We start from the raw sequence: 26287 nt of genomic DNA, 5'->3' as shown, positions 1-26287 counted from the left end.
GCTTGTCCGGGCGCAGGCTTGTATCGGGGCTGGGCAGTCAGCCGGCCCTGCGGATCAGCGTTGCATATGTGCTGCCGTAGCGGCGGGTTTCGATCGGCTCGAACCCTTCGGGCGGAGACATGGGGGCATTTTCCTCCCAGACCGCCAGCGCTCCGGGTGCGATCCATCCGCCCCGCAGCGCCGCGTCCAGCGCCCGCTCTCCCAGCCCCTTGCCATAGGGCGGGTCGAGGAACACCAGATCAAAGGGGGCGTCGGGGCAATCGCCGGGCCGGGTCGCATCGCGCCGGATGATGCGCGTCTGCCCGGCGCAGCCGGTCAGCTCGATATTGCGGCGAATCAGCGCCTGCGCGATGCGCCCGTCATCGACGAAGGTCGCCTGTGCCGCCCCGCGCGACAGCGCCTCCAGCCCCATCGCGCCGGTGCCGGCAAAGAGGTCCAGCACCCGCGCGCCTTCGATCGCGCCGCGCGCGGCCAGCATGCTGAACAGCGCCTCGCGCACCCGCTCGGGGGTCGGGCGCAGATGTGCCGCCCGGTCCCCCCTGCCCAGCGCGGCCAGCCTGCGGCCGCGGAACTGCCCGGCAATGATCCTCACGGCCCGAGCAGCGCCTTCAGGTCGCAGCCCGGATCGGCCACCATTTCCGGGTCGGGCGAGCGCCCCGCCTCGATCAGCTTCTTGCCGATCATGTAGGCGCGCGGGTCGTTCATGGCATCCACCGCAAGCAGCTGCGCGCCCCGGTAATACCAGAAGGACACCGCCGCGCCGGCGCCGGGGCGGGTCACCACCCGGTCATGGCCGGTGTTCAGCCCCGCGATCTGCAGCTTCACGTCATACTGGTCCGACCAGAACCACGGCTTCGGCACATATTCGATGCCGGCGCCCAGCATGTTCCCGGCCACGCATTCGGCCATGTCGATGGCATTGGGCACGCTTTCCAGCCGCAGCCGGCCGCCGCGGTAGGGAAACGAGGCACAATCCCCCGCCGCCCAGATCGCAGGGTGCGAGCTGCGTCCCAGCGCATCGACGGCAATCCCGTTGTCGATCTCCAGACCGGCCGCCTCGGCCAGCCGCGTGGCGGGTTCGACCCCGATGCCCACGATCACGAAATCCACCGCCAGTTCGGCCCCGTCGGCCAGCTCTGCGCCACTCACCCGCCCGTCCGAGCCGGTCAGGCGCTCCAGCCCCGTGCCCTCGCGGATATCAACCCCGTGGGCGGCATGCAGGCGGCGGAACCAGTCGCTGGTTTCGGGGGCGGCCACCCTCTGCAGGATGCGTTCGGCCGCCTCGATCAGCGTCACCTTCAGGCCGCGGCTGGCGCAGACGGCGGCGGCCTCGAGCCCGATATAGCCCCCGCCCACGATCAGCACCCGTGCCCCTGCCGTCACATGGGGGGCGAGGGCGTCGATGTCGGCCAGGGTGCGGATCGCGAAAACGCCCTCCAGATCGCCGCCGATCGCGGCGGGCAGGCGTCGCGGCACGGCCCCGGTGGTCAGCGCCAGCTGGTCCCAGCCGATCACCTCTTCGACCACCGTCACGGTCCGGTCGGCCGGGTCGATGGCGCCGACCGGGCGCCCCAGCTTCAGCGCGATGTCCTGCTCGGCATAGAAGCTTTCCGGCCGCAGGAAGAGCCGCTCGCGTCCCATCTCGCCCAGCAGGTAGGCCTTGGACAATGGCGGGCGCTGGTAGGGCGGCACGGGTTCTTCGCCGACCATGGTGATCTGCCCGTCAAAGCCTTGCTTGCGCAACTTCGCTACCAACGAACATCCCGCCTGCCCTGCCCCGATCACGACGATATGGCTCATCTTCATCCCTCAGCCTGAAAAATGCCCTGCGCGCGACCCTACAGGGGCGAAAGGCACGAATGCAATTGCCGCCGGTCACGCACGCCCCGCGTTCAGACGAGGCTGTCCATCTTGCGGGCCAGTTTTGCGTCCAGCGAGGTCACCCCGCCGGCATCGTGGGTGGTCAGCACCACCTCGACCGTCTTGTAGACATTGTGCCACTCCGGGTGGTGGTTCCATTTCTCGGCCCACAGCGCGACCCGGGTCATCCAGCCGAAGGCCTCGATGAAACTGCCGAAGGTAAAGGTCTTGGCGATGGCGTCGCGCCCCTCGACCGGGTGCCAGCCGGTTTCCAGAAGGGGATCGAGCAGCAGCTTGCGCGCCTCGTTCGACAGGGTTTCGGTCATTGCTGTTCCTCCACATTCACCTTTCGGAACGGTCCGAAATCGGTCAGCAGTTCGATCTCTTCGCCGACGGCCTCTGCCTCGGCCTCCAGATAGCGGGCGACGGCCTCGGCAAAACCGGGATCTGCGATCCAGTGCAGGCTGTGGGTGCGCACCGGCAGGTAGCCTCGCGCCAGCTTGTGTTCGCCCTGTGCGCCGGCCTCGACCCGCTTCAGGCCCAGCGCGATGGCCAGTTCGATGGCCCGATAGTAGCACAGTTCGAAATGCAGGAAGGGGTGATGTTTGATGCAGCCCCAATAGCGGCCGAACAGCGCCTCGCGGCCGATGAAGTTGAGCGCCCCGGCCACCGGGTGCCCGTCGCGTTCGGCCAGGAACAGGGCAATGTCGTCGCGCAGCCGCTCCTGCGCGAGATCGAAAAAGGCCCGCGTCAGATAGGGCCTGCCCCATTTGCGCGCGCCGGTGTCCTGGTAGAAGCGCCAGAACGCATCCCAGTGTTCGGGCCTCAGATCATCGCCCCGATAAAGCCGGATTTCGCCGCCGAAGGCATTGGCGCGGGCGCGCTCCTTGCGCAGGCTCTTGCGCTTGCGCGAGGACAGTGCGGCCAGGAAATCCCCGAAATCCCGGTAGCCGCGGTTTTCCCAGTGGAACTGCTGGCTGATCCGGTGCATGAGGCCCAGCCGCGCGCCCTGTTCGGCCTCCGCCCCGGTGCAGAAGGTGACATGCAGCGAAGAGAAGCCGTGATTGGCCGCGAGGCGCACCGCGCCCTGCAGCAGCGCCTTCAGCCCCACCTCTTCGAAACCCGGCCGGACCAGGAATCGCCGCCCCGTGACGGGGGTGAAGGGCACCGCGATCTGGAATTTCGGATAGTAGCGCCCGCCGGCCCGCTCATAAGCATGGGCCCAGGCGTGATCGAAGATGTATTCGCCCTGGCTGTGGGTCTTGGCATACATGGGCGCGCAGGCGATCAGTTGCCCGCCGATGCGGGCGGTCAGATGGCGCGGGCGCCAGCCGGTGCCGGGGCCGACCGAGCCGCTTTCCTCCAGTGCCGACAGGAAGCGGTGGGTGGTGAACGGGTCCAGTGGCCTGCCGCCATTTGCGGCCTCGGGGCAGGCGCAGGCATCCCACTGCGCCGCGTCGATCTTCGACAGCGACGTGAGAATGCCGATTTCCACCTCTGCCCGTGTCATTGCGACATGCTCCATCTGGCCCCACCCCGTTCAGGATCAAGCGGGCAGGGTCGCGCCGAAGCCCTCATAGGTGATGTTGTCGGCGTATCGCCGTGCCGCCCGCGCCGCCGCCTCCGAGCGGACGGTCCAGCACAGGACCGGCACGCCGGCGGCGCGAAGTTCGGCCACGCGCGGATTGTCCAGATCGTCCGAATCGTGGCTGATGAAGCCGGCGCCGACGCGGTCGAAATCGCGGATACCGCGCAGATGCGCGCGTTCGCTTTCGCCGAGGTCCCATTCGTCGTCATCGAAACCCGACGTGACCAGCCCGCGCGGCAGGCCGGGCGCGACCTGTCGCATATGCGCGACGCTGTTGGGGTTGAAGCTCATCACCGCGACCGGGCCGGCATAGCCGGACAGAGCCGCCGCGACCGCCGCCTCCAGCCTCCCGATCCGGGGGCCGAGGCGCCCGTCCTGGTCCTTGATCTCGATCAGCAGCGGCACCGCGCCGGCGATGATGGCCAGCACCTCGACCAGCGTCGGGATGCCCTCTCCGTCGCCATCGCGCAGCGGTACGGCGCCGGCCTCGGCGGCGGTCAGCTGATTGACCGGGCGGTCCTGACCGGTCATGCGCAGCAGCCCCGGGTCGTGAAACACCAGCGCATGGCCGTCGGAACTGATCTGGAGGTCGATCTCGATCCCGTGGCCTGCGGCCATAGCCGCCCGAACCGCCGCACGGCTGTTTTCGGGACGGCCGCGCGCGGCGTCGTGAAGCGCGCGATGGGCGATCGGCAGCTCTAGAAATGCGCGGGGAAGCGGCGGGATCATCGGACCTGGAAGATCCCCTCGATCTCCACCGCCACGCCCAGCGGCAACGAGGCCGCCGACACCGCCGAGCGCGCATGCCGCCCGGCATCGCCCAGCGCCTCGACCAGGAAATCCGAAGCACCGTTGATAACCGCAGGCTGATCGGTGAAATCGACAGTGGAGTTGACAAAACCGGTCAGCTTCACCACCCGCACCAGACGGTCAAGATCGCCATCAAGGGCGGCACGCAGCTGTGCCAGCAGATTGATCGCGCAGCGCCGGGCGGCAGCAGCACCGGCGGCGACATCCATCGTCTCGCCCAGCTTGCCGACAATCAGCCCGTTTTCGTCGTTCGAGATCTGGCCCGAAACGTGCAGCAGATCGCCCACGCGCACGTAGGGAACATAGTTCGCCGCCGGGGCGGGGGCCTCCGGCAGGGTGACGCCCAGCGCCTGAAGTCGGCCTTCGATGCTCATGTCGCTGTCCTTGTGCTGCTTCGGGTGCGGGCGGACGCTAACCGGGATGGGCGCCGCCGAAAAGCCCCAATCGGAACGCCCTCGCGACCTTCCGCCCCCCTGATGCAGAGATGCCCCTTCCTCTTGCTCCAAATACTCCGGGGAGCGCGAGGGGCAGCGCCCCTCGCCCGCGCCGTCCGCGAACCTCGCAAACGGGGAAGGGAACGCAAAGGCGCCGGGCTCAGCTCTCGCGGAAGGCCTTGCGGAAATAGTCGGCCAGCGGTTTGACCAGATAGGCCATGGGGGACCGGTCCACGGTGTGGATGAAGGCTTCGACCGGCATTCCCGGCACCAGTACCGTGCCTTCCGGCAGCCTGTCGAACTCCCCGTCATTGAGGACCACCTCGACCCGGTAGAAGGACAGGCCCCGGTTGGGGTCGTCGAACGCATCGGCCGAAATCTTCGAGACGGTTCCGTTCAGCTCGGGCGTCTGCCGCCGGTCCAGCGCCGAGAGGTTCACGATCACCGGCTGACCGACCGAGATCTCGTCCACGTGGATCGGCTGCACCTGCACGGCCAGCACGAGGGGGCGATCCTGGGGGACGATGAACAGGACCGGCTCGGCCGGGCGGATGACCGAGCGCGGCGTGCGCACCTGCAGCCCGTAGACGATCCCCGAAACGGGGGCGGTGATCTGCAGGCGGTCGAGACGTTCGAGAAGCGAACGACGCTTTTCGCGCAGCTGCAGTTCGGCGTTGCGCAGGTCTCGCAGGCGGGCGATGGCCTCTTCCCGCTGGCGCGAGCCGAGCTTGAGCATCTCGATGTCGATCTCGGTGATCCTGCCCTCGGCCTCGGCCTTTTGCGCCTTCAGCTCGCCCAGCGTGCCGCCAAGGTTCGCGGCCGCCCGGCGAAGGGCAAGCACCCGGGTCGCCTGCGCCAGCCCCCGATCCAGAAGCGACTGCTGGTCGGCCAGTTCCTCACGGATCAGGGAAAGCTGTTCCTCAAGCGCCAGCCGCTGCGATTCGATCCCCTCGATCTGGGCCTCGATCTGGCCTTTTCGTTTCTGGAGCTGATCCATTTCCCGGGCGATGAACTCGCGCCGCGCCTTGAGCAGCCGGACCTGCCCGTTCATCAGCTCGGCCACTTCCGGGTCTTCGGCTGCCCGTTCCACCAGCAGCGGGTCGAACTCGATCCCGTCGCGGCCGTCGCGTTCGGCCTCCAGCCGGCCGCGCCGGGCCAGCGTGTCGAACAGCTGGCCCTCGACCAGGGCAAGGTCCGAGTTCAGCAGGCTGGGGTCGAGGCGGATCAGCACCTGGCCGCGTTCGACCACGTCGCCCTCGTCCACGAGAATCTCGGCGACCACGCCGCCATCGGGGTGCTGGACCACCTGGCGCGAGCGGTCCACCTCGATCCGTCCGGGGGCGACGATGGCACCGGCGATCGAGGTCATCACCGCCCAGGTGCCGAACACCCCGACCAGCAGGAACAGGCCGAACAGGCCCAGCAGGACGGGGCCGCGGGCCGACCATTTCCGTTCCGTCATCGGACCCCTCCCAGGGCGGCGGCCTGGCGCAGCTGTTCGTGGTTGGCCACCATCTCGCGCAGCACCTGATCCTTCGGGCCGAAGGCCGAACGCATCCCGTGATCGAGAACCAGAAGCATGTCGCATTCCTGGATCGCCGCCGGGCGGTGGGCCATGATGAGGACCGAGCGCCCTTCCTCCTTGATCTGCCGGATCGCGAGGTTCAGCGCCGCCGAGCCTTCGGCATCGAGGTTGGAGTTGGGCTCGTCCAGGATCACGATCACCGGATCGTCATAGAGCGCCCGCGCCAGCGCAATGCGCTGCATCTGCCCGCCCGACAGCCGCCCGCCGCCGGGCTTGACCTGGGTGTCGTAGCCGTCGGGAAATTGCAGGATCATGTCATGCGCCGCCGCCTTGCGCGCCGCCGCCACGATCTTTTCGTCATCCGCATCCGGGTCGAGCCGGGCGATATTCTCGGCGATGGTGCCCTCGAACAGCTGCACCCGCTGCGGCAGATAGCCGATATGGCGGCCCAGAACGTCCGGCCCGTACTGATCCAGCGTCGCGCCATCCAGCCGGATGCTGCCACCGGCCGGGCGCCACACCCCTGTCAGCGCCCGGGCCAGTGTCGTCTTTCCCGACCCCGAGGGACCGATCACCCCGACCGCCTGGCCCGGCTCGACGGTGAAACTGAGGGTCTTGAGCTGGGCCCGGCTGTCCCCCGGCGGAACCACCGTCAGCGATTGCACATCCAGCTTCGCCCTGGGCTTCGGCAGAGAGGTGCGCGGCTCTTCGGGCGGGACCTTGCCCAGAAGGTCGGAAAGATTGCTCCAGCCCTTCAGGGCACGCTGCACTGCCGGCCACTGGCCGATGATGATCTCGATCGGCGCCAGCGCCCGCCCAAGCAGGATGGAGGCCGCGACCATGACGCCCGCCGTGACCTCGCCCTGCAGCACCAGATAGGCGCCAAGGCCCAGAATCGCCGATTGCAGGAACATGCGCAGCGCCTTGGTCAGGGACGAAAACCGCCCACCGATGTCGCCCGTGCTCACCGACTCGGCCAGCGATTCGTCGCGCAGCTTCTTCCAGCGGTCGAAAGCGGCCCCGCGCATGCCCATGGACTGGATCATCTCGGCCTCCGAGCGGATTTCCTCGGATGTCAGGTTGGCCCTGTGCGCGGCCTTGTTGGCGCGCAGCACCGGACCGCGCGAAAAAAGCTGGTTCAGCAGCGTGATCGACACCAGGACGATGCCGCCGCCAACCGCCAGCGCCCCCAGCCAGGGGTGGAAGATGGTGATGCCGATCAGGAATACCGGCGTCCAGGGCAGGTCGAAGAACGCCCCCACGACCGGCGAGGCGATCAGCCGCTGGATGGCCTCCAGATCCTGCAGCCCGGTCTGCGCGTTGGGATCGGCCGAGACCGCCGAGCGCCGGATCATCGCGTCGAACACCCGCTGGTCGAGTGCGGCCTGGAAGCGGGCGCCGATCCGGGCCATGATCCGGCCGCGGGCATAGTCGAGAATCCCCATCACCCCGTAAAGGAATGCCACCAGCAGCGACAGCGCCACCAGGGTTTCCTCGGACCGGCTGCCCAGCACCCGGTCATAGACCTGAAGCATGTAGATCGGGCCCGTCAGCATCAGCAGGTTGGCGAAAAAGCTGAAAATCCCGACGAACCAGAAAAGGGGCCGGCTCTGGCGTCGGACCCGCCGCAGTTCCTCGCGCCCCTGATTTTTCTTGTCCGCCATGATCCGTCAGTCGTTTCCGTTCGCGTCGGCCTCGGCCGGGTTGCGCAGGAATGCGCCATTGCCGGCCGGTCACTGTTCCAAAACTGTCACATATGCAATATGTGAGAACCGACCATCTTTGATCCGCCAAATCTTTGTATAGGTGACCCCTTCAATGGTGAAGCAGGAATTGTTTTTCGGACAGCCGACATGATGCGAGCCGGAAAGTCTCTGCGGTTTTTTGCCGGTGTGGCCCTGATGGCCGGCGTTCTTTCCGGCTGCGCGACGGCAAATCCCGGCGAGGGGGCGGCCGGCGGGATCTACGATCCCTATGAGCGGACGAACCGGAAGATCCACGAATTCAACCGCCGCTTCGACGAGGCCGTCTTCCGCCCCGCATCCAAGGGCTATACCACCATCATCCCCGCCCCGATGCTGGACAGCGTGAACTATTTTGCCGACAACCTGACCATGCCCTCTGTGTTCGTGAATTCGCTGGCCCAGGGCAATCTCGACCGCGCGGGCAAGGCGGCGCTGCGCTTCGTCATCAACTCCACCGTCGGGTTTGCCGGCCTGGCCGATCCTGCCACCGAATTCGGGATCGAGCATGTCGATACCGATTTCGGGGCAACGCTCTACACCTGGGGGGTCGGCGAGGGGCCTTACGTGGAACTTCCCTTCTACGGCCCGTCCACGGTGCGGGATTCGATCGGGGTCATCGCGGATCTCCTCACCAATCCGCTGACCTTCGCGCCGCAGCGCCCGGTCAAGAATATCGGGGTCATAACCCAGGTGCTCAGATACATGGGGCAGCGTGGCCGCTATTCGGACACGGTGGATTCGATTCTCTACGGCAGCGCGGACAGCTATGCGCAGGCGCGCACCATCTATCTGCAGAACCGCCGTTTCGAACTGGCGGGAGGGGCGGGCGGCTCCTATGTGGATATCTACGAGGATCCCTATTCCGCGACCGCCACGGAGGGCGGGACGGCATCCTCTCTGGATCCATACACCGACCTGTCCCTGGATCCCTACGCAGAGTAGCGAAAGGCAAGGAAGACGATGGCAGCACCCCGGATCTCCAGACGGTTCTTCATGGCAGCGGCATCCGCGGCGGCGGGGCTTTCGGTCCTGCCGGGGCGGGTTCTGGCGCTGACCGAGGCCGCGGCGCGCGCGCTGGTCGAGGCGGTGGTGGCCGATATCAACCGGGTCATCGCCTCGGGCAAATCCGAATCCGCGATGCTCAAGGAGTTCGAGAAGATCTTCGTGCGTTACGCCGACGTTCCGATCATGGCGCGCTACGTGCTGGGTGTGGACGCCCGGCGGATCAGCCCGGCGCAGCTGCGCGCCTTCACCGCCGCGTTCCAGGGGTATATCTCGCGAAAATACGGCAGGCGGTTTCGCGAGTTCATCGGCGGCAGGGTCGAGGTGACGAAGGCGCGCAAGATCCGGGCCGGCTACGAGGTGCGCTCGATGGTCTATCTGCGCGGCGAAGCCCCGTTCGAGGTTTCCTTCCTGGTGTCGGACAAGTCGGGCCGCGACAAGTTCTTCAACATGTTCATAGAAGGGGTGAACCTGCTGCTGACCGAGCGCACCGAGATCGGCGCCATGATCGACCGCCGCCGCGGCGATATCGACAAGGTCATCGCCGACCTGAAACGCGCCGGCTGAGGCTCAGCGGTTGCGGGCCGCGCGATCGCCGTTGCCGCCGCCGCCGAAAATGTCCCGCAGGATCTGGTCCACGACCCGACCCAGCCCGCCGCCCGTGGCGCCGGCCGCGGCGGTGGTCTCGGTCGTCCGGGTCGGCGGAATCGGTTCCTGCTTGGGCAGCGGCCTGGGGGGGGCTCCGTCCAGCACGCGCAGCATCATCTCGCGCCAGATTTCCGCCGGCAGGCCGCCGCCGGTGACGCCTTTCAGCGGCCTGTTGTCGTCATACCCCATCCAGACGCCGGCCACGTAATCGGCAGTGAACCCGATGAACCACGCATCGCGCGCGGCCTGGGTCGTGCCGGTCTTGCCCGCCACCTCGCGCCCCGGAAGTTGCGCCCGGCGGCCGCTGCCTTCCTGCACGACCTTTTCCATCATCCAGATCAGCTGCCGGGCGGCCTCGGGGCGGATCACGCGCTCGCCGATGCCGCCGGTCTGGTCCATCAGGGGCCTGTCGTCGCCTTGCAGGCGCAGTTCGACCATTCCGTAGGGGCGAACCGATGAACCGCCGTTCAGGATCCCCGCATAGGCGCCGGTCATCTCGATCAGCGTTGCCTCGGACGCGCCAAGGGCAAGCGCCGGCCCGAGCGCGAGATTGCCTTCGAGGCCGAAGCCGCCGGCCACCTTGCGCACATTGTCGAGCCCGACCATCTCGGCCACCTTGACCGCTGGCACGTTGAGCGAATCGCGCAACGCCCGGGCAAAGGTGACTTCGCCGTAGTGCTTGCCGGTGTAGTTCTTCGGGCACCACTGCCCCGAGCCGGGAATGTCTTCGCAGTAGGGTGCATCCAGGACCGTGTCCAGCGGCGACCAGCCAAGGTCGAGCGCGGTGGCATAGACGAAGGGCTTGAACGAAGATCCGGTCTGGCGTCGGGCCTGGGTGGCGCGGTTGAACACGCCTGCAACCCGCGTCTTGCGCCCGCCCACCATCGCCCGCACGGCGCCGTCGGCCGACATCACGACGATTGCCGCCTGCGCCTCGGAATCGTCTGCCACCCTTTCCTGGAAGACCAGTTTCAGCGCCTCTTCGGCAGCCGCCTGGATGTCCTGATCCAGCGTGGTGCGGATCACCACGTCCTCGGTGGTGTTGGCGCCGAAATATTTCGGGATCTCTCCCATCACCCAGTCGGCGAAATAGCCCCCCGCCCGTGCAGCGGCGGCATCTGACAGCCGGGCGGGATTGTCGCGCGCCTCCTGCGCCTGGGCCGCGGTGAGATAGCCCTGGCTCTCCATCAGGTCGATGATGACGCGGGCGCGGTTCTGCGCGCGCTTGAGGTCGTTGGTCGGCGAATAGCGCGTCGGCGCCTTCAGCAGCCCGGCCAGCATGGCCGCCTCGGCCGGGGTCAGCTCGGCGGCCGATTTCCCGAAATAGCGCTGCGAGGCGGCCTCGAAACCCCTTGCCCCGGCGCCGAGGAAGGCGCGGTTCATGTAGATGGTCAGGATTTCGTCCTTGCTGTATTTCGCCTCCATCGCCATCGCGTAGATGGCTTCCTTGACCTTGCGCCACAGGGTCGTCTGCCGGCACTGCGCCTCGTATTCCCTTTCGCTCTGCCCCGAGGTCGGATCGTAGGGCGTGCCGAGACACAGCAGCTTGGCCGTCTGCTGGGTGATGGTCGACCCGCCATTTCCCGAAAGCGGGCCGCGCCCCTCCGACAGGTTGATACGGATGGCGCTGGCGATACCGATGGGATCGACGCCGAAATGGCGATAGAAACGTTTGTCCTCGGTGGCCACGATCGCGTCGCGAAGATAGGGCGAAACGGTATCCGCCGTGATCACGCCGCCGAACTGCTCGCCCCGCCAGGCAAAGACCTGGCCGTTCCGATCCAGCAGCGTCACCGATCCGCGCGCGCGCCCGTCCAGCAGATCCCTGGCCGGCGGCAGGGTGCCATACTGGTAGGTCACCGCGATGGCGATGAGGATTGCGGTGACAAGTCCGACCCGCCAGGTGATGCGCCACAGAAGGGCGAAGATGCCCCCGATCAGCCAGCGCACGGCGCGTGCGAGCATGCCCGACAGCCCGCCGCCACCCCGGCGGCCTCGTGCGCTCCGGCGGGCGGTCGATCTGCGGCGCGACTTGCCGGCGGCCTTGTTCTTGCGGGGGGGCGACGACCGCCGCGCGGGGGCCGGCTTTCTTCTCGACCCGGTCGAATACCGCTTTTCCGCCACGAGAGGAGGTTTCTTCCGTCTCGACCCAGCCATGCCATGTCCTGCCGCCAATTATTGTTGCGCGCAGATTACAGGCTTGGGTGGGGAATGTTTAGAGCCCTTCCGCTCACGGTGGCGCGATTCGTTTCCGATTCGTGAATGACTAAAATTTAATCATAATGACGAAAATGCGCAAAAATTGTGCGCATTGGCCCGCGCCCTCTGATCTGCGGGCGTCGGGCCGCTTCTTCCTGCGGCGTGGTGCGGCGTAGGGCTGTGCCTGTAACGCGGGACTTCCCGCCGAGTGAAGGGGACAGACGTGAAACTCATCATTGCGACAATCAAGCCGTTCAAGCTCGACGAGGTCCGCGAGGCTCTGACCGAAATCGGCGTGCGCGGCATGATGGTGACGGAAATCAAGGGGTTCGGGGCGCAGTCCGGACATACCGAAATCTATCGCGGCGCGGAATACGCGGTGAACTTCGTACCCAAGGTCAAGCTGGAGATCGTCGTCTCCGCGGCCGAGGCCGACGCGGTCGTGGACAAGATCGTGACCACCGCCCGCACCGGCAAGATCGGCGATGGAAAGATCTTCGTCCTGGACGTGGAAAAGGCCATGCGCGTGCGCACCGGCGAAACCGACGAGAACGCGCTCTGACAGGCGCGGTTGCTGCTTTGGAGAAAGAGGAAAAATGAGAAATCTGCTGAAAACTTCCGGGCTGGCCGCCGCGCTGACGGCCTTTGCCCTACCGGCCCTCGCGCAGGAGGGCGGCGATGTCATGGACAAGGGCGATGTCGCCTGGATGATGGTGTCCACGCTGCTGGTTCTGATGATGATCCTGCCGGGGCTGGCGCTGTTCTATGGCGGGCTGGTGCGGGCCAAGAACATGCTGTCGGTGCTGATGCAGTGCACGCTGATCACCGCGCTGGTGATGGTGATCTGGGTGTTCTGGGGCTATTCCTTCGCCTTCGGTGGCGCCGGCACCTTCTGGGGCGGGCTGGACAAGCTGTTCCTGGCCGGCGTGACCATGGACAGCATGGCCGCGACCTTTACCGACGGGGTGGTGATCCCGGAATTCGTGTTCATCGCCTTCCAGATGACCTTTGCCGCGATCACGCCGGCGCTGGTGATCGGCGCCTTCGTCGAGCGGATGAAGTTCCGCGCGGTGCTGCTGTTCACGGCGCTGTGGGTGACCTTCATCTATTTCCCGATCGCCCACATGGTCTGGGGCGAGGGCGGGCTGATCCTCGGCTGGGGCGCGCTGGACTTTGCCGGAGGCACCGTGGTGCACATCAATGCCGGTATCGCGGCGCTGGTCGGCGCGGTCATGCTGGGCAAGCGCGTGGGCTATGGCAAGGACATGATGGCGCCGCATTCCATGACCCTGACGCTGGTCGGTGCGGCGCTTCTGTGGGTCGGCTGGTTCGGCTTCAACGCCGGTTCGAACCTCGAGGCCAACGGCGGCGCCGGACTGGCGATGATCAATACCTTCACCGCCACTGCCGGTGCGATCCTTTCGTGGTCGCTGATCGAAGGGCTGGTTCGCGGCAAGGCGTCGATGCTGGGTGCGGCCTCGGGCATGATCGCGGGCCTCGTGGCCGTGACCCCGGCCGCCGGTTCGGTCGGTCCGGTGGGCGCCATCGGCACCGGCATCTTCACCTCCTCGGCGCTGGGCGGCATCGGCTTCGGCGATGGCGTCACCATGGCGATGCAGGTCTGGGTCCAGATCAAGGGTGTCATCGTGACGATCCTGTGGAGCGGCATCGGCTCGGCCATTCTGTTCAAGCTGGTCGATCTGATCGTCGGCCTGCGGGTGGACGAGGAAACCGAGCGCGAGGGGCTGGACCTGGCCGAGCATGGCGAGAGCGCCTATCACTACTGAGCCGAACAGGGGCAGTTAAGAATGCCGGGGCCGCGCATGCGGCCCCGGTTCGTCTGGTCTGGTGCGTGCCGGTGCGGTGAGGCCTGTGCCTACGGGCAGGCAACGTTCGGATTGAACGGCATCAGTTGACCTGCGGGATTGTCCCGCAGCCAGACATGCTGGTCATAGTGCGGCATGAAACCATGCGCCTCGTCGGCTTCGGTATTCGCGTCGTCCGCCATGCTGTCCCAGGTCCTGCCGGCAAACTCCGGCGGAGCCGAGTTTCCCGCCGCCTTCCACGCGGCCTGAAACACCAGGTTTTCCACTCCGACCAGCAGCATCGAGCCATCAGCCTGCGGTTCGTAGAGCAGGATTGCGGGGGCCATGAAATCGGTATGCGTTCCGGCGCCGTCCACCTTGCCGCCCGGAGGCGCAAGCTTGAGCCTTGCCGGATTGAGGTAGTGAATGCCCATGCTGCCCCATTCCGGCGGCAGGCCTTCCTCTGCGGCGGTCACGCATTTGCCGCTGGGATCGGGGATGAACCCTTCGGCCAGAGCGGTGTCGACATCGCGGTACCTGGCGGTTGCAGCCTCGATCTCGGCGATCAGGGCGGTCGTGTCCTGGGCCGGGGCAAGGGTCGTGGATGCGGCAAGAAACCCGGCCGCGGCACCGATAACGGACAAGAACTTCATGATATTTTCCTTCCGAAATATTAAAAGAAACGACCGCCGCCGGTCACAGGGCGGGCGCGCAGCACCGCTTTCCCGGTGCCTGCGCCGGGAAGGATAACATGAATTTTTCCCGCAACAAAAAACGTGTTCTCGCCGGGGGCCTACGGGACAGCCGGGCCGACCGCCTTTCGGGCGCCGGTCCGGCCCAGCCCGATCCGCCGGCTCAGATCCCCGCGTCCACGATCGCCTTCGCCAGAACCGGGACCGAGCTTTCGTTCAGCCCGGCGATGTTCAGCCGGCTGTCGCCGACCATGTAGATGCCATAATCGGTGCGCAGCTTCTCGACCATCTCGGGGGTGGTGCCGAGGCGCGAGAACATGCCCCGGTGCTGGGCAAGAAAGCCGAAGCGGTCCGACCCGGTCAGCCGCTGCAGCTCGTCCGCCAGTTGCCGGCGAATGGCCAGCATGCCGGTGCGCATCTGTTCCAGCTCGGCCATCCAGTCGGTACGCAGTTCAGCATCGTTCAGGATCATCGTCACCAGGCGGGCGCCGTGATCGGGCGGGAAAGAATAGTTCTGTCGGTTGAGGAAGGCCAGCGTGCCCTGGTTGATCGCCTGGCGCGAGGCGTCCTGCGCCACCGCCATCAGGATGCCGGTGCGTTCGCGGTAGATGCCGAAATTCTTGGAGCAGCTGGCCGCGATCAGGCATTCGGGAACCGAGGACGCCACCAGCCGGGTGGCGGCGGCATCTTCCTCCAGCCCGTCTCCGAACCCCTGGTAGGCGATGTCGATCATCGGCACGAGGCCGCGTTCGTTGATGAGGTCGATCACCTCCTGCCACTGAACCATGTTCAGATTGGCGCCGGTGGGGTTGTGGCAGCAGCCATGCAGCAGCACCACGTCTCCGGCATCGGCGCGGCCCAGATCTTCCATCATGCCGGCGAAATCGACGCCGCGGGTGTCATTGTCGAAATAGCGGTAGGGCACGGTTTCGATCCCGAGATATTTCAGGATCGACAGGTGGTTGGGCCAGGTCGGATCCGAGACCCGGATGCGGGCCGAGGGGGCGGCCATGCGGATCAGTTCGAACGCCTGACGGATGGCGCCGGTGCCGCCCGGCGTGGCGGCGGCGGCGACGTTGGCGCGCGGCACCGCATCGCCGAGGACCAGTCCGATCATGGCGTCGGCAAAGGCGGGGTCCCCGGCCAGCCCGGTATAGGCCTTGGTGGTTTCCTCTTCCCACAGCCGCCTTTCCGCCGCCTTGATGGCGCGCATGACCGGGGTCACGCCCTCGGCATTCCGGTAAACGCCGACGCCGAGGTCGATCTTCTCCGCGCGCGGATCGTCGGCGAACATCTTCATCAGCATCAGGATCTTGTCGGCGGGCTGATCATGCAGGTTTTCGAACATCAGTCGTCTCCGGTGGCGACAGGAAGGGTCGGGAAAGCGCCCCATTCGGCCCAGGAGCCGTCATAGAGCGCATGATCTTTCTTGCCCATGCGTTCGAGCGCCAGCGACAGCACCGCCGCCGTCACGCCCGAGCCGCAGGTGGTGATCGCCGGTTTCGAGAGGTCCACGCCGGCGGCCTCGAACAGGGCGCGGCATTGCTCGGGCGATTTCATGGTGCCGTCGGCGTTCAGCAGCTCGGTGAAGGGCAGGTTCTTCGAACCCGGAATATGTCCGCCGCGCAGGCCCTCGCGCGGTTCGGGCTCTTCGCCGCGAAAGCGGCCGCGCGAACGGGCGTCGATGATCTCGTGGTCGCCCAGCTTCGAGGCCGAGGACACCTGGGTCACGTCGCGCCGCAGGTGGTTCTGCACTCGCACCGTCATGTGCCGGTCGCGGATCACGGGGGGCAGGTCCTCGACCTCGCGCCCCTCGGCCTGCCATTTTGGCAGGCCGCCGTCGAGGACCGCCACGTTCTCCTGCCCCATCAGGCGGAACAGCCACCACACCCGCGGGGCCGAGCAGATCCCCGCCCCGTCATAGACCACCACCTGATGGCCGTCGCCGACCCCCATCGCCCGCAGGCGGGACATGAATTTCTCAGGCGGCGGTGCCATGTGCGGCAGGTCCGAGCGGTGATCGGCGATCTCGTCGATGTCGAAGAAGCGCGCGCCGGGAATATGGGCGGCCTCGTATTCCGCCCTGGCATCGCGCCCGCTCTGCGGCAGGTACCACGATCCGTCGAGAATCCTCAGATCGGGATCCTTGAGGTGCCGCGCCAGCCATTCGGTTGAAACCAGAGTTTTCGGATCGTCCTGCATCGCCGCTTTCCCTGCGTCCGTTTCCGGCCATGCCTAGCCTTTGCCGGGCGAAGTCGCAAGCCGGAGCCGCTATCAGGACGCCGCCGGCGTTGCGATCTCGATCAGGTTGCCGTCGGGGTCGCGGACATAGAGCGAGAGGATCGGCCCGGTGGCGCCGGTGCGGATGACCGGGCCTTCCTCGATCTCGATGCCAAGCCCGGCAAGGCGGGCCTGCCAGTCCTCGACCGGATCATCGGAGAGCAGGCACAGATCGGCGGTGCCGGGCAGCGGTCGGGCGGCGTGCGGCGCGAAAGGCGCCCGGGCCGGGTGCAGGTTGATCTTCTGGCGCCCGAATGTCAGCGCGTGGCGGGTCGAGCCGTCGGCCGCGGTGAAGGTTTCGGCCTTCATGCCGAGAACGCGGCCATAGAAGGCGGCGGTGGCGTCCATGTCGGCCACGGTCAGAACGAGATGGTCCAGCGCGTTGACGGCGGGGGGCATGGGCGATTGTCCTCTCGCTTCACGCGGGTTAGCCTGCGGCCCATGCAGATTGCGCACAGACCTTCCGAGAGTCAAAGCGACGCTATGGACCCGGCCCGCGCGGCGGCGCTTCAGGTGGCACTGGGGCTGACGCCGACGATTGCCGCCGGCACGCCGCTGCCCCCGTTCTTCCACCAGGTCCATTTCTGGACGCCGGTCCCGCCCGCAGGGCTGGGCCGGGACGGTCATCCGAAGACCGGCGGCGGGATCATCCCCGACATGGGGCTGCCGCGGCGGATGTGGGCGGGGGGGCGGCTGCGCTTCGACGCGCCGCTTCTGGCCGGCACGCGGGCCGAGCGGATCACCCGCCTCGAACGGGCCGAGCGCAAGCAGGGCCGCTCGGGCCCCTTGGCCTTCGTCACCCTGCGCCACGAGATCTTCCAGCGCGGGCGGCTGTGCGTGACCGAGTGGCAGGATCTGGTCTATCGCCCCGATCCCGACCCGCAGACGCCCCGGCCGGCCCCGCCCGCCGCCTCGACGGGCGAGAGCCTATGCCAGCGGGTCGGCCATGACACGACGCTGCTGTTTCGCTATTCGGCGCTGACCTTCAACGGGCACCGCATTCATTACGATCAGGACTATGCCCGCCGGGTCGAGGGCTATGAGGGGCTGGTGGTGCATGGCCCGCTTCTGGCGCAGCGGCTGATGCTGATGGCCGAGGAAGAGATCGGCCCGCTTGCCGCCTTCTCGTTCCGGGCCACGGCGCCGCTCATGCATTTCGAGACGGCCGAGCTGTGCCTGAAGGGCGATGAGCTGTGGGTGCGCGGGCCGGACGGGCGGCTGTGCATGCGCGCCCGGGCGGAGCTGCGGTAGATCAGGCCGCCTGCGGCCCCGTTCATGGCCCCGTGCGGGCCTGCTCGAAGAAGCGGGCGATGCTTTCGGCGAAGGGCGCCGCATCGGCCGGCCCCGCGCGCAGCGAGGCCCGCGCCCTGCGGGTGATCTCGGGGCCGAGATCGGCGGCCATTTCCTCGGTCAGGGCGGCGATGAAGGCGGGGCTCATCTCCGGGTGGTGCTGGATGGTGTAGATGTGCCTGCCGATCGCCATTGCCGCCACCTCGCACCTTTCGGACTGCATGAGAAGCGCGGCTTGCCCGGGCGGGACCGCGACCTGCTCCTTGTGGCTGCCATAGAGGTGCAGCGGGTCGGGAAGGGCCTCCATCCAGCCGGTGCGGAACAGGATCCGGTTGCGGATCCGCCCATGCACCCAGCCCCCCGGGTTGGGGCCGACCCTGCCACCCAGCGCAACGGCGATGGCCTGGTGCCCGAAACATGCCCCGAACACGGGCAGCCGGGCGGCGTGCATCTCGCGGATCAGCTCGAACAGCCGACCGATCCACGGCGCGGCTTCGTTCACCGAAGCGGGGCTGCCGGTTATGATGGCGCCGTCGAAACCGGCCATGGCGCGCGGAAACGCCCCGTCCTTGACGGCAAAGACGGTCGTCCTCCACCCCGGTCGCACGCTGCGGATCATGGCCGAGAACTTCTCTCCGTCCTTCGGGTGGTTCCGGGCAAAATCGCTTTCGTCCGTGTTCGTCATCAGGATGGCCAGCTGCATGAGAGTCCCGGGAAGTTTTTTATTTACATATTTAGTGCTGCTTATAATATACACATGTTAACGGGAGGGAAAGCAGAAGATGACGGTCTGGGAGCCGGCCGATGACGGCCATGCCGATCTGAGCAGCCATGACAGCTTCGTGAACGGTCCGCCGCACAACACCTTCGCCCGGCTGCGGCGCGAGGATCCGCTGCACTGGACCGAATATCCGGGCGGGCGGAATTTCTGGTCGGTCACGCGCCATGCCGACATTGTCGAGATGATCCGCAATACCGAGGTCTTCTCGTCGGCCCGCGGCATCCGCATGGAGGATCAGACCGAAGAGGAATACCTCGCCCGGCGCACCTTTCAGGAAACCGACCCGCCGGAGCACACGAAGATGCGGATGAAGCTTGCCCGCGCCTTCGCCAAGCCGGTGATGGCGAAATACGAGGACGACATCCGCGAGCTGTGCCACGACATCCTCGACCGGGCGCTTGAGAAGGGAACCTTCGACGCCACGAAGGAAATCGCCCGGCAGCTGCCCATGCGGATGCTGGGCCGGGTGGTTGGCCTGCCGGAAGAGGATCTGCCCTGGCTGGTGGAAAAGGGCGACGCGCTGATTGCCAACACCGACCCCGATTTCACCGAACACGTCCTCGACCGGATGGAGACGGACGAATACCGGATGCTGCCCTTCAACTCGCCCGCGGGGGCGGAGCTCTACGAATACGCGCAGGAGCTGATGGCCCGCAAGGAGCGCGAGGGCGACACCTCGGGCGTCCTGCACCTGATTCGCGAGCCGGCAGATGATGGCTCGGTCATCTCCGAAACCGAGTTTCGCAACTTCTTCTGCCTGGTGGTGGCCGCGGGCAACGACACCACGCGCTATTCCATTGCCGCGGGTATCCAGGCCATGTGTCACCAGCCGGAACTGCTGGAGCAGATGAAGGAGGGCGGCGACATCTGGAAGACCGCGCCGGACGAGATCATCCGCTGGGCGACGCCGGCGCTCTACTTCCGCCGCACCGCCACCCGCGACTTCGAGATGCACGGCAGGACCATCCGCGCCGGGGACAAGGTGCTCTACTGGTTCGCCTCGGCCAATCGCGACGAGACGGTGTTCGACGACCCCTTCCGGGTCGATCTGTTCCGCAGCCCGAACCGGCACCTGTCCTTCGGGCAGGGCGGGCCGCATGTCTGCCTGGGCATGTGGCTGGCGCGGCTGGAGGTGCGGGTGCTGTTCGAGGAACTCGCCCGGCGCATCCGCGCCATCGAACCGGCCGGCCCGCACCGCTTCCTGCGCTCGAACTTCGTGGGGGGGATCAAGGAGCTCCCGGTCACGGTGACGCCGGCCTGAAGGCGGGGGCTGTTTCATTGCCGGAAAACATGCTGAAAATGGCCGACCCGTCCCGGGCTGGCGGGGTGCGGCCGAGGGGAGGAGATGCCGGATGAAGGACCGCCTGCGCGTTCTGTTCTGCGATCACCTGTCGATCATGCGGGGCAAATACCTGCCGCATTCCAAGATCGGCGACGACAGCACGCGGTTCTGCCGCTCGACCTTCGGCGTGCATTACGACAAGGACCTGCTGAATGCCCCCGGCGCCATGACCTATGCGGGCCTTCCGGACATGGAGCTGCGCTGGCTGCATGACGACATCCGCGAAAGCTGGGATGCCTCCACCCGCGTGGTGCTGGGCGATCTCTACGACGATGCCGGCCGGCCGCTGCCGCTGTGCCCGCGCGGGGCGCTCAAGCGGGCGGTGGCGGCCTGGGTCGAAAAGGGGCTGACGCCCAAGGTGGGGATCGAACTGGAGGCCTTCGCCCTGCAGGCCGACGAGAAGGGCGAGCTGGTGCCCTATGACGCCCCGGGCGGAGTGGTCTACGGCACCGGCCCCTATTCCGACCCGCTGCGCTTCAACGACCGGATCTGGCAGATGGCCGAGCGGCTGGGATTCTCGCTCGACATGATCACGGCGGAATACGACAGCCCGCAATTCGAATACACCCTGACCTTCGACGATGCGGTCAAGGCGGTGGACGACATCGTGCTGTTCCGCCTGATGGCGCGGGAAATCGCGCTGGAATACGGAATCGTGCTGACCTTCATGCCCAAGCCGATCCCGGCGGCGGGCGGGTCGGGAATGCACATCAACTTCTCCTTTGCCGACGAAACCGGAGGCAACGCGCTCAGCTCGGGGCCGAAGGGCGGCCCCGAGCACATGAACGATCTGGCGCGCGGATGCCTCGCCGGGCTCATCCACCACCACAAGGGGCTGGCCGGACTGATCGCGCCGACGGCCAACTCCTACATGCGCCTGCAACCGGGTTCGCTGTCGGGCTACTGGCGCAACTGGGGCGGGGACCACCGCAATGTCACCACCCGAATCAGCGCCGAAGGCGGAGCCAAGGCGCGCCTCGAACACCGCATGGCGGACGCCTCGGCCAATCCCTACACGGCCGTGGCCGCGGTGCTGCACGCAGCGCGGCTGGGGGTCGAGAACGGCTACGACCTGCCGCCCATGGAAACCGGTGACGGGTTCGAGCGCACCGACGCGCGCGAAAGCACCGCCGACAACCTCGCCGGCGCCATTGCCGACCTCGAACGCGACGTGGCGCTGGTAGAGGCGGTGGGCGAGGAACTGGTCGCCAACCACGTCTTCATGAAACGCAAGGAGGTGCGCAAGACCCGCGACCTCGAAGGCGATGCGCTGCGCGACTTCTACATCTACTTCATCTGAGGAATGCGCACATGAAGGTCACCTGGAAACTTCCCGACGGCACCGAAATCACCGCCGAAGTGGCCCACGGGCAGACCCTGATGGAAGCTGCTCTGGCCAACAACGTCCCCGGCGTCATCGGCGAATGCGGCGGCTGCCTGAGCTGCGCCACCTGTCACGTGGTCGTGGACGAGGCCTGGCGCGAGGCCACCGGCACGCCGGGCGAGATGGAGGACGCCATGCTCGACATCACCGCCGCCCCGCGTCAGCCCGCCAGCCGGCTCAGCTGCCAGCTCACCGCCGCGCCGGAACTCGACGGCCTGGTCCTGATCGTGCCCGAGGAATAGCGCGCTCCACTCTTTCCTCTTGCCGAAAATACTCCGGGGTGAATGCGCGCCGCAGGCGCGCAGAGGGGCAGAGCCCCTCCGCACCCCGCCGCCTCACCCCGCGACCGACGCAAAACCCGCCTCCAGCGCCGACAGGATGATATCGGCTTCCTCCGCCGACAGCACCAGCGGCGGCGACATCAGGATGTTCGCCCCGGACATGCGCACCATGGCACCGGCGCGATAGGTTTCCGCGTGCACCTTCGCGATCGTCTCCTTGTCGATGGGCGCCCTGGTGGCGCGGTCGCTGACCAGTTCCAGTCCGGTCATCAGCCCGTGACCGCCGCGCACGTCGCCGATGATCTCGTATTTCTCCTGCAATTCCAGACAGCCCTCGAACAGCTGCGTGCCGCGTGCCGCTGCATTCGCGGCCACGTCCAGGCGCTTCGTTTCCGTCAGGCAGGCCAGCGCCGCCGCCGCCCCCACCGGATGCCCGGAATAGGTGTAGCCGTGGCCGATCGCCGCGCGACCGGATTCGTCGCCCTCGAACACCTCGGCAACCGCGTCCGACACCATCACCGCACCGAACGGGAAATAGCCGTTGGTGATCGCCTTGGCGGTCGTCATCAGGTCCGGCTTCACCCCCCAGTGGCGCGAGCCGGTCCAGTCCCCGGTGCGGCCGAAGGCGGTGATCACCTCGTCGGCGATAAGCAGGATGCCGTGGCGGTCGCAGATCTCGCGCACCCCGGGCATGAAGCTTTCATGGGGCACGATCACCCCGCCGGCGCCCAGGATCGGCTCCATGATCATCGCCGCAATGGTGCCTTCGCCCTGAAAGGCGATCTCGTCCTCCAGGGCGGACAGGCACAGCTGCGCCAGCCGCTCGGGGTCGGTCTCGTCGAACGGGTTGCGGTAGGCATAGGGGGCGGGAATGTGGTGGCAGCCGGCCAGCAGCGGTTCGTAAGCGGTGCGGAAATTGGCGTTGCCGTTGACCGAGGCGCCGCCGAAATGGGTGCCGTGATAGCCCTTCTTGAGGCTCAGGAACTTCACCCGCCCGGCCTTGCCCCGGATCTTGTGATACTGCCGGGCCAGCATCAGCGCCGTGTCCACGCTGTCCGACCCGCCCGAGGTGAAGAAGGACCGGCTCAGCCCGTCGGGGGCGAAGAAGTCGCGCAGCTCCTCGGCCAGCTCGATCACCACGTCGGTGGTGGTGCCGCGGAAGATGGAATAATAGGGCAGGCGGTCGAGCTGCGCGGCAATGGCCTCCTTCACCGGCTGGCAGGAAAAGCCGAGATTGACGTTCCACAGCCCGCCCACGCCGTCGACCACCTCGTGCCCGTCCACGTCGCGGATGCGTACGCCGCCTGCGCCGCTGACGATGATCGGCGGATTGGCGCGGCAGTCGGCGGGATGCGCCATCGGGTGCCACAGCGAGCGGGCGTTGTTCTCCTTCAGGAAGTTCGAATCCTTCATGTCCTGATCTCCTCTCTCACGCCCAGCATCCGCAGGGCCCTGTCATAGCCTGCCGCCGGATCGGCGACGTCGAACTGCACCGCAGCCAGCCCGACGGCACGGGCGCCAGCCACATTACGGGGCTGGTCGTCCACGAACACGCAATCCCGCGCCGCCACCCCCAGCGCGTCGAGGCAGGCGCGATAGGCGCGCGGGTCGGGCTTGAGGATGCCGGTATGGGTGGCATCCACGATCGCGTTGAAATCCGCGAGAAAGGGCAGCCGGTCGCGGAAATCGGCGCCATAGAACAGGTCGAGCTCGTTCGACAGGATCGCCAGCTGCACCCCGGCCGCCCGCGCCCGCGCCATGGCGGCAAGGAATTCGGGCCGGATGACGGCCTGCGGGTCGGCGCCGCGGGCGGCGCGGACGAAATCGGACATCTGCCGCCAGTCGCGCCTGGCCAGCTCTGCCACCTCGCGCGTGCGCCGGTGCCAGTAGTCGCGTTCGCTGATGCGGCCGGCCTGCATGTCCTGCCACAGGGGATCGCTGTCGGGATCGAACGGGCCGCGCCATGTCAACGTGCCCGGCGCCAGGCCCAGCGCCCGTTCGGTCAGGTCGTGGGTTTCGAACAGCGTCCGCGTCACGACGCCGCCGAAATCGAGGATGAGAGCACGGGTCATGCCGCATCCTCCACCGGGTATCCGGGCGGGCAGAACCCTCCGGTGCGCCGGGTCAGATCGCAGGCGCCGCGGCGCAGTTCGGTGCGGATCAGGGATTTCAGGGCCGGGGTCATGCGCGCGACCGGGGCGGCCACCGCGATTGCCCCCACGGGGCGGCAGTCGGGTCCGAAGATCGGCGCGGCGTGCGAGTGAACGTCCGTTTCGAAGGTGCCCACCGTTTCCGCGAGACCCTCGGCGCGGATACGTTCCAGCCGCGTGCGGATCCGGTCGGGATCGGTTTCGGTCTGCGCAGTATGGGCGATGAGGGGCCGGGAAAGGGCGGCATCGACGAAGGATTCGTCGGCGAAGGCCAGGATCGCCAGCCCCGAACTCGTCCCGTGAAAGGACAGGGTTTCGGCATCGTCCATCATCACGCGGGTGGCATGGCGGGGGCTGTAGGCATGGCCGAGCGTTTTCAGGCTGGTCCCCCGCACCAGCGACATGTGCGCGGTTTCCCCGGTTGCGGAGCTGAGCCGGTCGAGGATCTCGCGCGATACCGACATCAGCGGCACCGCCGCCTCGCGCAGCGCGGCAAGGCGCAGCACCTCGGGGCCCAGCCGATAGGCGCGGTCGGGGCCGACCTGTTCGACGAATCCCGCCCGCTGCAATTCGCCCATCAGCCGGTAGACGGTGGCCTTGTTCATCCCCGACAGGCGCGTGAGATCGCTCAGGCCCACCTCGCTGCGGCTCTGGCTGAAATGGGTCAGCAAAGACAATGCCTTGGTGACGGTTCCCATCGCTTCGTCCTGTCGCTTCTCCGGTTCTCGCAGGCCGCCCCGCCCGTTTCCCGGGCCGCATTTCCGGCCCGGCGCCAATGCAAATGTGTTGACAGAGCGAGGGGGAGGCTGTCAATCTATTTTCAAACCAACGGTTTGAATAATGAACCAATCTGATCGGGAGGAGACGATGAAACTCACCACTTTCATTCAGGGCGCGGTGGCGTCCGTGGCGGTTGCCCTTGCGGCGGGTTCGGCGCTTGCCGAATATCCCGAGAAGCCGGTCAACTTCATCGTGCCCTGGCCGCCGGGGGATCTTGAGGACGTGCTGACCCGGATGATCGCCGAGGACTTCCAGAAGGAATACGGCGTCGCGGCGGCAGTGGTGAACAAGCCCGGCGGCGGCGGTGGCCCGTTCCCCGGCGCCATCGAGGTGGCGAATGCGCCGGCCGACGGCTACACGATCGGCTCTTTCGTGATCGGCGTGCCGGTTCTGGGCCACCAGATCGACATCCCGCCGCTGACGCCCGCGAAGTTCGACCCGCTGGGCATTTTCCTCACCTATCCCTTCGTCATCGCCACCTCGGCCGATGCGCCCTATTCGACGATGCAGGAGTTGGCGGAGTATGCTCGCTCGAACGACGTGACGCTGGGGCATTTCGGCGATGTTCTGACGCCGACCAAGGTGACCAAGGCCTATGCCAGGAATGCGGGATTCGAGTGGGGCTCGGATGCCGCATTCGATGCGCTCGACTGCAACACGCTGGCTTCGGGCGATGCGGACGTGATCAACACCACCCTGCAGCTGATCCTGCCCTGCCTGGACAAGGTGAAGGTGCTGGTGGCGATCACCGATTCGCGCATTCCTCTGGTGCCCGATGCGCCCACCATCGGCGAGCTGGACCCGAGCTTGAACATCGCCCTGTGGAATGGTCTGTTCGTGCGCAAGGAAACCCCGGCCGAGGTGCGTGAAAAGATCATCGCCGTGGCCAGGAAAACGGTGATGAGCGAGCGCGCCCAGGACGTGGCCCGGCAGACCGGGGCGTTGGTCTACTGGCAGGGTCCCGAGGAAAGCGCGGCGCGGATCGCCAAGGATATAGAGACGGTGGCCCGCATCGCGGAAATCCTGAAGTGATGCAGGCGTAACCGAACGGGCGGGCCGGTGCCGGGCAACCGGCCCGTTTCCAGCCCCCGGCACAAGAGTTCCCCAGGATGGCTACCGAAAGAGAACGCCGTTTCGTCGGCCCCAGGCGCGGTCAGCTGGTCTTTGCCTTTGCCTTTTTCGTCTTCTCGGCCCTTCTGCTTCTGCTGATCCGGGATCAGACGGTATGGGTGGAAAAGACCCGGCTGGTGGCGCAGCCGCGGTTCTGGCCCGCGATCGGGCTTGGCGCCATGACGCTGCTGGGCGCATTGCATCTTCACCGGCTGCCGTGGCGGCAAGTGACGCGCCGCGACTGGCGCGAGGTGCGAAAATGGGCCTCGGCGCTGGAATTTGCGGGCTGGTTCATGGCCTATGTCCTGCTGGTGCCGGTGCTGGGCTATCTGCCGGTGACGCTGGTGTTCGTGCCGGCGCTGAGCTGGCGAATGGGCTATCGAAGCCGGCCCATGATGGCCGTCAGCCTGGGCTTTGCGGTGGGTGTGGTGGTGCTGTTCAAGGGCTTTCTCGGCGTGAGGATTCCCGGTGCCATGATCTACGAATACCTGCCGGGCGGGCTGCGCAGCCTGTTCATCCTGTACTTCTGAGGAGGTGGGCATGGCGACGGCCTTTCCGGCGGGGCCAGGGATTTCTGGAAA

At 66.9% G+C, this 26287-nt stretch carries 27 protein-coding genes; 10 read left to right on the top strand and 17 right to left on the bottom strand.

The genetic code is table 11. From position 1 onward, the window contains the following. Positions 1-37: 37 nt before the first annotated feature. The 8 genes from rsmD to ACZ5CM_RS14290 all read right to left on the bottom strand — a co-directional run bounded on the left by rsmD (position 38) and on the right by ACZ5CM_RS14290 (position 7881). Positions 38-592 (bottom strand): 16S rRNA (guanine(966)-N(2))-methyltransferase RsmD, encoded by a 555-nt coding sequence (rsmD, locus tag ACZ5CM_RS14325; RefSeq protein ID WP_464639586.1) that lies wholly within the window; start codon positions 590-592, stop codon positions 38-40. Continuing rightward, positions 589-1800, bottom strand: coding sequence for an NAD(P)/FAD-dependent oxidoreductase (locus ACZ5CM_RS14320; protein WP_464639584.1), 1212 nt, complete (start codon positions 1798-1800; stop codon positions 589-591). Before ACZ5CM_RS14320 ends, rsmD begins: the two co-directional genes overlap by 4 nt. A gap of 92 nt (positions 1801-1892) precedes the next feature. After that, on the bottom strand, positions 1893-2186 hold the full coding sequence (locus ACZ5CM_RS14315; RefSeq protein ID WP_464639582.1) for a 4a-hydroxytetrahydrobiopterin dehydratase: 294 nt from the start codon (positions 2184-2186) through the stop codon (positions 1893-1895). Further along, positions 2183-3370, bottom strand: coding sequence for a GNAT family N-acetyltransferase (locus ACZ5CM_RS14310; protein ID WP_464639580.1), 1188 nt, complete (start codon positions 3368-3370; stop codon positions 2183-2185). The genes ACZ5CM_RS14315 and ACZ5CM_RS14310 overlap by 4 nt, the downstream gene beginning before the upstream one ends. Before the next feature lie 36 nt (positions 3371-3406). Then, complete coding sequence (locus tag ACZ5CM_RS14305) at positions 3407-4177, bottom strand: glycerophosphodiester phosphodiesterase family protein (RefSeq protein ID WP_464639578.1); 771 nt, start codon at positions 4175-4177, stop codon at positions 3407-3409. Beyond that, positions 4174-4632 (bottom strand): RidA family protein, encoded by a 459-nt coding sequence (locus ACZ5CM_RS14300; RefSeq protein WP_464639577.1) that lies wholly within the window; start codon positions 4630-4632, stop codon positions 4174-4176. Before ACZ5CM_RS14300 ends, ACZ5CM_RS14305 begins: the two co-directional genes overlap by 4 nt. Before the next feature lie 220 nt (positions 4633-4852). Beyond that, positions 4853-6154 carry an HlyD family type I secretion periplasmic adaptor subunit gene (locus ACZ5CM_RS14295; protein WP_464639576.1) on the bottom strand — a complete coding sequence of 434 codons (1302 nt, stop codon included), beginning with the start codon at positions 6152-6154 and terminating at the stop codon, positions 4853-4855. Then, a complete protein-coding gene (locus tag ACZ5CM_RS14290) occupies positions 6151-7881 on the bottom strand; it encodes a type I secretion system permease/ATPase (protein WP_464639575.1) in 1731 nt (576 codons plus the stop codon). Before ACZ5CM_RS14290 ends, ACZ5CM_RS14295 begins: the two co-directional genes overlap by 4 nt. Before the next feature lie 189 nt (positions 7882-8070). On the opposite strand from ACZ5CM_RS14290, the gene ACZ5CM_RS14285 reads away from it, so the two are divergent. Together ACZ5CM_RS14285 and ACZ5CM_RS14280 are read left to right on the top strand one after the other, a co-directional pair. Next, a complete protein-coding gene (locus ACZ5CM_RS14285; protein WP_464639574.1) occupies positions 8071-8904 on the top strand; it encodes an MlaA family lipoprotein in 834 nt (277 codons plus the stop codon). A gap of 51 nt (positions 8905-8955) precedes the next feature. Continuing rightward, positions 8956-9531 carry an MlaC/ttg2D family ABC transporter substrate-binding protein gene (locus ACZ5CM_RS14280; protein WP_464639573.1) on the top strand — a complete coding sequence of 192 codons (576 nt, stop codon included), beginning with the start codon at positions 8956-8958 and terminating at the stop codon, positions 9529-9531. 3 nt (positions 9532-9534) lie between these two features. Here the strand turns inward: ACZ5CM_RS14280 and ACZ5CM_RS14275 are convergent, their stop codons facing one another. Beyond that, entirely contained in the window at positions 9535-11769 is a 2235-nt protein-coding gene (locus tag ACZ5CM_RS14275) for a transglycosylase domain-containing protein (RefSeq protein ID WP_464639571.1), read from the bottom strand. Positions 11770-12034: 265 nt separating this feature from the next. Here ACZ5CM_RS14275 and ACZ5CM_RS14270 point away from each other — a divergent pair, with 265 nt between their 5' ends. Next, positions 12035-12373, top strand: coding sequence for a P-II family nitrogen regulator (locus ACZ5CM_RS14270; protein ID WP_464639569.1), 339 nt, complete (start codon positions 12035-12037; stop codon positions 12371-12373). Positions 12374-12407: 34 nt separating this feature from the next. Then, positions 12408-13598: an ammonium transporter gene (locus ACZ5CM_RS14265; protein ID WP_464639568.1), complete on the top strand. Its 1191-nt coding sequence runs from the start codon at positions 12408-12410 to the stop codon at positions 13596-13598. An 89-nt stretch (positions 13599-13687) separates the two neighbouring features. Here the strand turns inward: ACZ5CM_RS14265 and ACZ5CM_RS14260 are convergent, their stop codons facing one another. From ACZ5CM_RS14260 to ACZ5CM_RS14245, 4 genes are all read right to left on the bottom strand, one after another. After that, complete coding sequence (locus tag ACZ5CM_RS14260) at positions 13688-14269, bottom strand: hypothetical protein (RefSeq protein WP_464639567.1); 582 nt, start codon at positions 14267-14269, stop codon at positions 13688-13690. Between the two features lie 202 nt (positions 14270-14471). Next, positions 14472-15656 carry an amino acid aminotransferase gene (locus ACZ5CM_RS14255; RefSeq protein ID WP_464639566.1) on the bottom strand — a complete coding sequence of 395 codons (1185 nt, stop codon included), beginning with the start codon at positions 15654-15656 and terminating at the stop codon, positions 14472-14474. Next, positions 15656-16510 (bottom strand): 3-mercaptopyruvate sulfurtransferase, encoded by an 855-nt coding sequence (gene sseA, locus ACZ5CM_RS14250; protein WP_464639565.1) that lies wholly within the window; start codon positions 16508-16510, stop codon positions 15656-15658. The genes ACZ5CM_RS14255 and sseA overlap by 1 nt, the downstream gene beginning before the upstream one ends. A gap of 72 nt (positions 16511-16582) precedes the next feature. Continuing rightward, positions 16583-16987, bottom strand: coding sequence for a VOC family protein (locus ACZ5CM_RS14245; RefSeq protein ID WP_464639564.1), 405 nt, complete (start codon positions 16985-16987; stop codon positions 16583-16585). 84 nt (positions 16988-17071) lie between these two features. Between ACZ5CM_RS14245 and ACZ5CM_RS14240 the strand changes: the two genes are divergently transcribed. Next, positions 17072-17839 carry an HTD2 family dehydratase gene (locus ACZ5CM_RS14240; protein ID WP_464639563.1) on the top strand — a complete coding sequence of 256 codons (768 nt, stop codon included), beginning with the start codon at positions 17072-17074 and terminating at the stop codon, positions 17837-17839. 22 nt (positions 17840-17861) lie between these two features. Here the strand turns inward: ACZ5CM_RS14240 and ACZ5CM_RS14235 are convergent, their stop codons facing one another. Then, a complete protein-coding gene (locus ACZ5CM_RS14235) occupies positions 17862-18581 on the bottom strand; it encodes a type 1 glutamine amidotransferase (protein ID WP_464639561.1) in 720 nt (239 codons plus the stop codon). Between the two features lie 79 nt (positions 18582-18660). On the opposite strand from ACZ5CM_RS14235, the gene ACZ5CM_RS14230 reads away from it, so the two are divergent. The 3 genes from ACZ5CM_RS14230 (at position 18661) to ACZ5CM_RS14220 (ending at position 21627) form a co-directional block, all read left to right on the top strand. Then, positions 18661-19920, top strand: coding sequence for a cytochrome P450 (locus ACZ5CM_RS14230; RefSeq protein WP_464639559.1), 1260 nt, complete (start codon positions 18661-18663; stop codon positions 19918-19920). A 91-nt stretch (positions 19921-20011) separates the two neighbouring features. Beyond that, positions 20012-21301, top strand: coding sequence for a type I glutamate--ammonia ligase (locus tag ACZ5CM_RS14225; protein ID WP_464639557.1), 1290 nt, complete (start codon positions 20012-20014; stop codon positions 21299-21301). 11 nt (positions 21302-21312) lie between these two features. Further along, positions 21313-21627, top strand: coding sequence for a 2Fe-2S iron-sulfur cluster-binding protein (locus ACZ5CM_RS14220; protein ID WP_464639555.1), 315 nt, complete (start codon positions 21313-21315; stop codon positions 21625-21627). A 93-nt stretch (positions 21628-21720) separates the two neighbouring features. Here the strand turns inward: ACZ5CM_RS14220 and ACZ5CM_RS14215 are convergent, their stop codons facing one another. Genes ACZ5CM_RS14215 through ACZ5CM_RS14205 form a run of 3 tightly spaced genes read right to left on the bottom strand, consistent with a single transcriptional unit; the run spans position 21721 to position 24514 of the window. Further along, positions 21721-23079 (bottom strand): aminotransferase class III-fold pyridoxal phosphate-dependent enzyme, encoded by a 1359-nt coding sequence (locus tag ACZ5CM_RS14215; RefSeq protein ID WP_464639553.1) that lies wholly within the window; start codon positions 23077-23079, stop codon positions 21721-21723. After that, complete coding sequence (locus ACZ5CM_RS14210) at positions 23076-23738, bottom strand: HAD-IA family hydrolase (RefSeq protein ID WP_464639551.1); 663 nt, start codon at positions 23736-23738, stop codon at positions 23076-23078. The genes ACZ5CM_RS14215 and ACZ5CM_RS14210 overlap by 4 nt, the downstream gene beginning before the upstream one ends. Next, positions 23735-24514 carry an IclR family transcriptional regulator gene (locus ACZ5CM_RS14205; RefSeq protein ID WP_464639550.1) on the bottom strand — a complete coding sequence of 260 codons (780 nt, stop codon included), beginning with the start codon at positions 24512-24514 and terminating at the stop codon, positions 23735-23737. The genes ACZ5CM_RS14210 and ACZ5CM_RS14205 overlap by 4 nt, the downstream gene beginning before the upstream one ends. Before the next feature lie 169 nt (positions 24515-24683). On the opposite strand from ACZ5CM_RS14205, the gene ACZ5CM_RS14200 reads away from it, so the two are divergent. Then, positions 24684-25628 carry a tripartite tricarboxylate transporter substrate binding protein gene (locus ACZ5CM_RS14200; RefSeq protein WP_464639548.1) on the top strand — a complete coding sequence of 315 codons (945 nt, stop codon included), beginning with the start codon at positions 24684-24686 and terminating at the stop codon, positions 25626-25628. Between the two features lie 77 nt (positions 25629-25705). Continuing rightward, on the top strand, positions 25706-26236 hold the full coding sequence (locus ACZ5CM_RS14195; RefSeq protein ID WP_464639547.1) for a tripartite tricarboxylate transporter TctB family protein: 531 nt from the start codon (positions 25706-25708) through the stop codon (positions 26234-26236). The last annotated feature ends 51 nt before the right edge of the window (positions 26237-26287 follow it).

It is taken from the genome of Piezobacter thermophilus (assembly GCF_055386745.1).
The sequence above is the reverse complement of the archived record's forward strand: the minus strand, read 5'-3'. Positions and strand labels throughout refer to the sequence as shown.

Bases quoted from the DNA above. Each gene is read 5' to 3' on its own strand.
- ACZ5CM_RS14320 (WP_464639584.1), bottom strand. From the start codon at position 1,800: ATGAGCCATATCGTCGTGATCGGGGCAGGGCAGGCGGGATGTTCGTTG.
- ACZ5CM_RS14315 (WP_464639582.1), bottom strand. From the start codon at position 2,186: ATGACCGAAACCCTGTCGAACGAGGCGCGCAAGCTGCTGCTCGATCCC.
- ACZ5CM_RS14310 (WP_464639580.1), bottom strand. From the start codon at position 3,370: ATGACACGGGCAGAGGTGGAAATCGGCATTCTCACGTCGCTGTCGAAG.
- ACZ5CM_RS14305 (WP_464639578.1), bottom strand. From the start codon at position 4,177: ATGATCCCGCCGCTTCCCCGCGCATTTCTAGAGCTGCCGATCGCCCAT.
- ACZ5CM_RS14300 (WP_464639577.1), bottom strand. From the start codon at position 4,632: ATGAGCATCGAAGGCCGACTTCAGGCGCTGGGCGTCACCCTGCCGGAG.
- ACZ5CM_RS14295 (WP_464639576.1), bottom strand. From the start codon at position 6,154: ATGACGGAACGGAAATGGTCGGCCCGCGGCCCCGTCCTGCTGGGCCTG.
- ACZ5CM_RS14290 (WP_464639575.1), bottom strand. From the start codon at position 7,881: ATGGCGGACAAGAAAAATCAGGGGCGCGAGGAACTGCGGCGGGTCCGA.
- ACZ5CM_RS14285 (WP_464639574.1), top strand. From the start codon at position 8,071: ATGATGCGAGCCGGAAAGTCTCTGCGGTTTTTTGCCGGTGTGGCCCTG.
- ACZ5CM_RS14280 (WP_464639573.1), top strand. From the start codon at position 8,956: ATGGCAGCGGCATCCGCGGCGGCGGGGCTTTCGGTCCTGCCGGGGCGG.
- ACZ5CM_RS14275 (WP_464639571.1), bottom strand. From the start codon at position 11,769: ATGGCTGGGTCGAGACGGAAGAAACCTCCTCTCGTGGCGGAAAAGCGG.
- ACZ5CM_RS14265 (WP_464639568.1), top strand. From the start codon at position 12,408: ATGAGAAATCTGCTGAAAACTTCCGGGCTGGCCGCCGCGCTGACGGCC.
- ACZ5CM_RS14260 (WP_464639567.1), bottom strand. From the start codon at position 14,269: ATGAAGTTCTTGTCCGTTATCGGTGCCGCGGCCGGGTTTCTTGCCGCA.
- ACZ5CM_RS14255 (WP_464639566.1), bottom strand. From the start codon at position 15,656: ATGTTCGAAAACCTGCATGATCAGCCCGCCGACAAGATCCTGATGCTG.
- sseA (WP_464639565.1), bottom strand. From the start codon at position 16,510: ATGCAGGACGATCCGAAAACTCTGGTTTCAACCGAATGGCTGGCGCGG.
- ACZ5CM_RS14245 (WP_464639564.1), bottom strand. From the start codon at position 16,987: ATGCCCCCCGCCGTCAACGCGCTGGACCATCTCGTTCTGACCGTGGCC.
- ACZ5CM_RS14240 (WP_464639563.1), top strand. From the start codon at position 17,072: ATGGACCCGGCCCGCGCGGCGGCGCTTCAGGTGGCACTGGGGCTGACG.
- ACZ5CM_RS14235 (WP_464639561.1), bottom strand. From the start codon at position 18,581: ATGCAGCTGGCCATCCTGATGACGAACACGGACGAAAGCGATTTTGCC.
- ACZ5CM_RS14230 (WP_464639559.1), top strand. From the start codon at position 18,661: ATGACGGTCTGGGAGCCGGCCGATGACGGCCATGCCGATCTGAGCAGC.
- ACZ5CM_RS14225 (WP_464639557.1), top strand. From the start codon at position 20,012: ATGAAGGACCGCCTGCGCGTTCTGTTCTGCGATCACCTGTCGATCATG.
- ACZ5CM_RS14220 (WP_464639555.1), top strand. From the start codon at position 21,313: ATGAAGGTCACCTGGAAACTTCCCGACGGCACCGAAATCACCGCCGAA.
- ACZ5CM_RS14215 (WP_464639553.1), bottom strand. From the start codon at position 23,079: ATGAAGGATTCGAACTTCCTGAAGGAGAACAACGCCCGCTCGCTGTGG.
- ACZ5CM_RS14210 (WP_464639551.1), bottom strand. From the start codon at position 23,738: ATGACCCGTGCTCTCATCCTCGATTTCGGCGGCGTCGTGACGCGGACG.
- ACZ5CM_RS14205 (WP_464639550.1), bottom strand. From the start codon at position 24,514: ATGGGAACCGTCACCAAGGCATTGTCTTTGCTGACCCATTTCAGCCAG.
- ACZ5CM_RS14200 (WP_464639548.1), top strand. From the start codon at position 24,684: ATGAAACTCACCACTTTCATTCAGGGCGCGGTGGCGTCCGTGGCGGTT.
- ACZ5CM_RS14195 (WP_464639547.1), top strand. From the start codon at position 25,706: ATGGCTACCGAAAGAGAACGCCGTTTCGTCGGCCCCAGGCGCGGTCAG.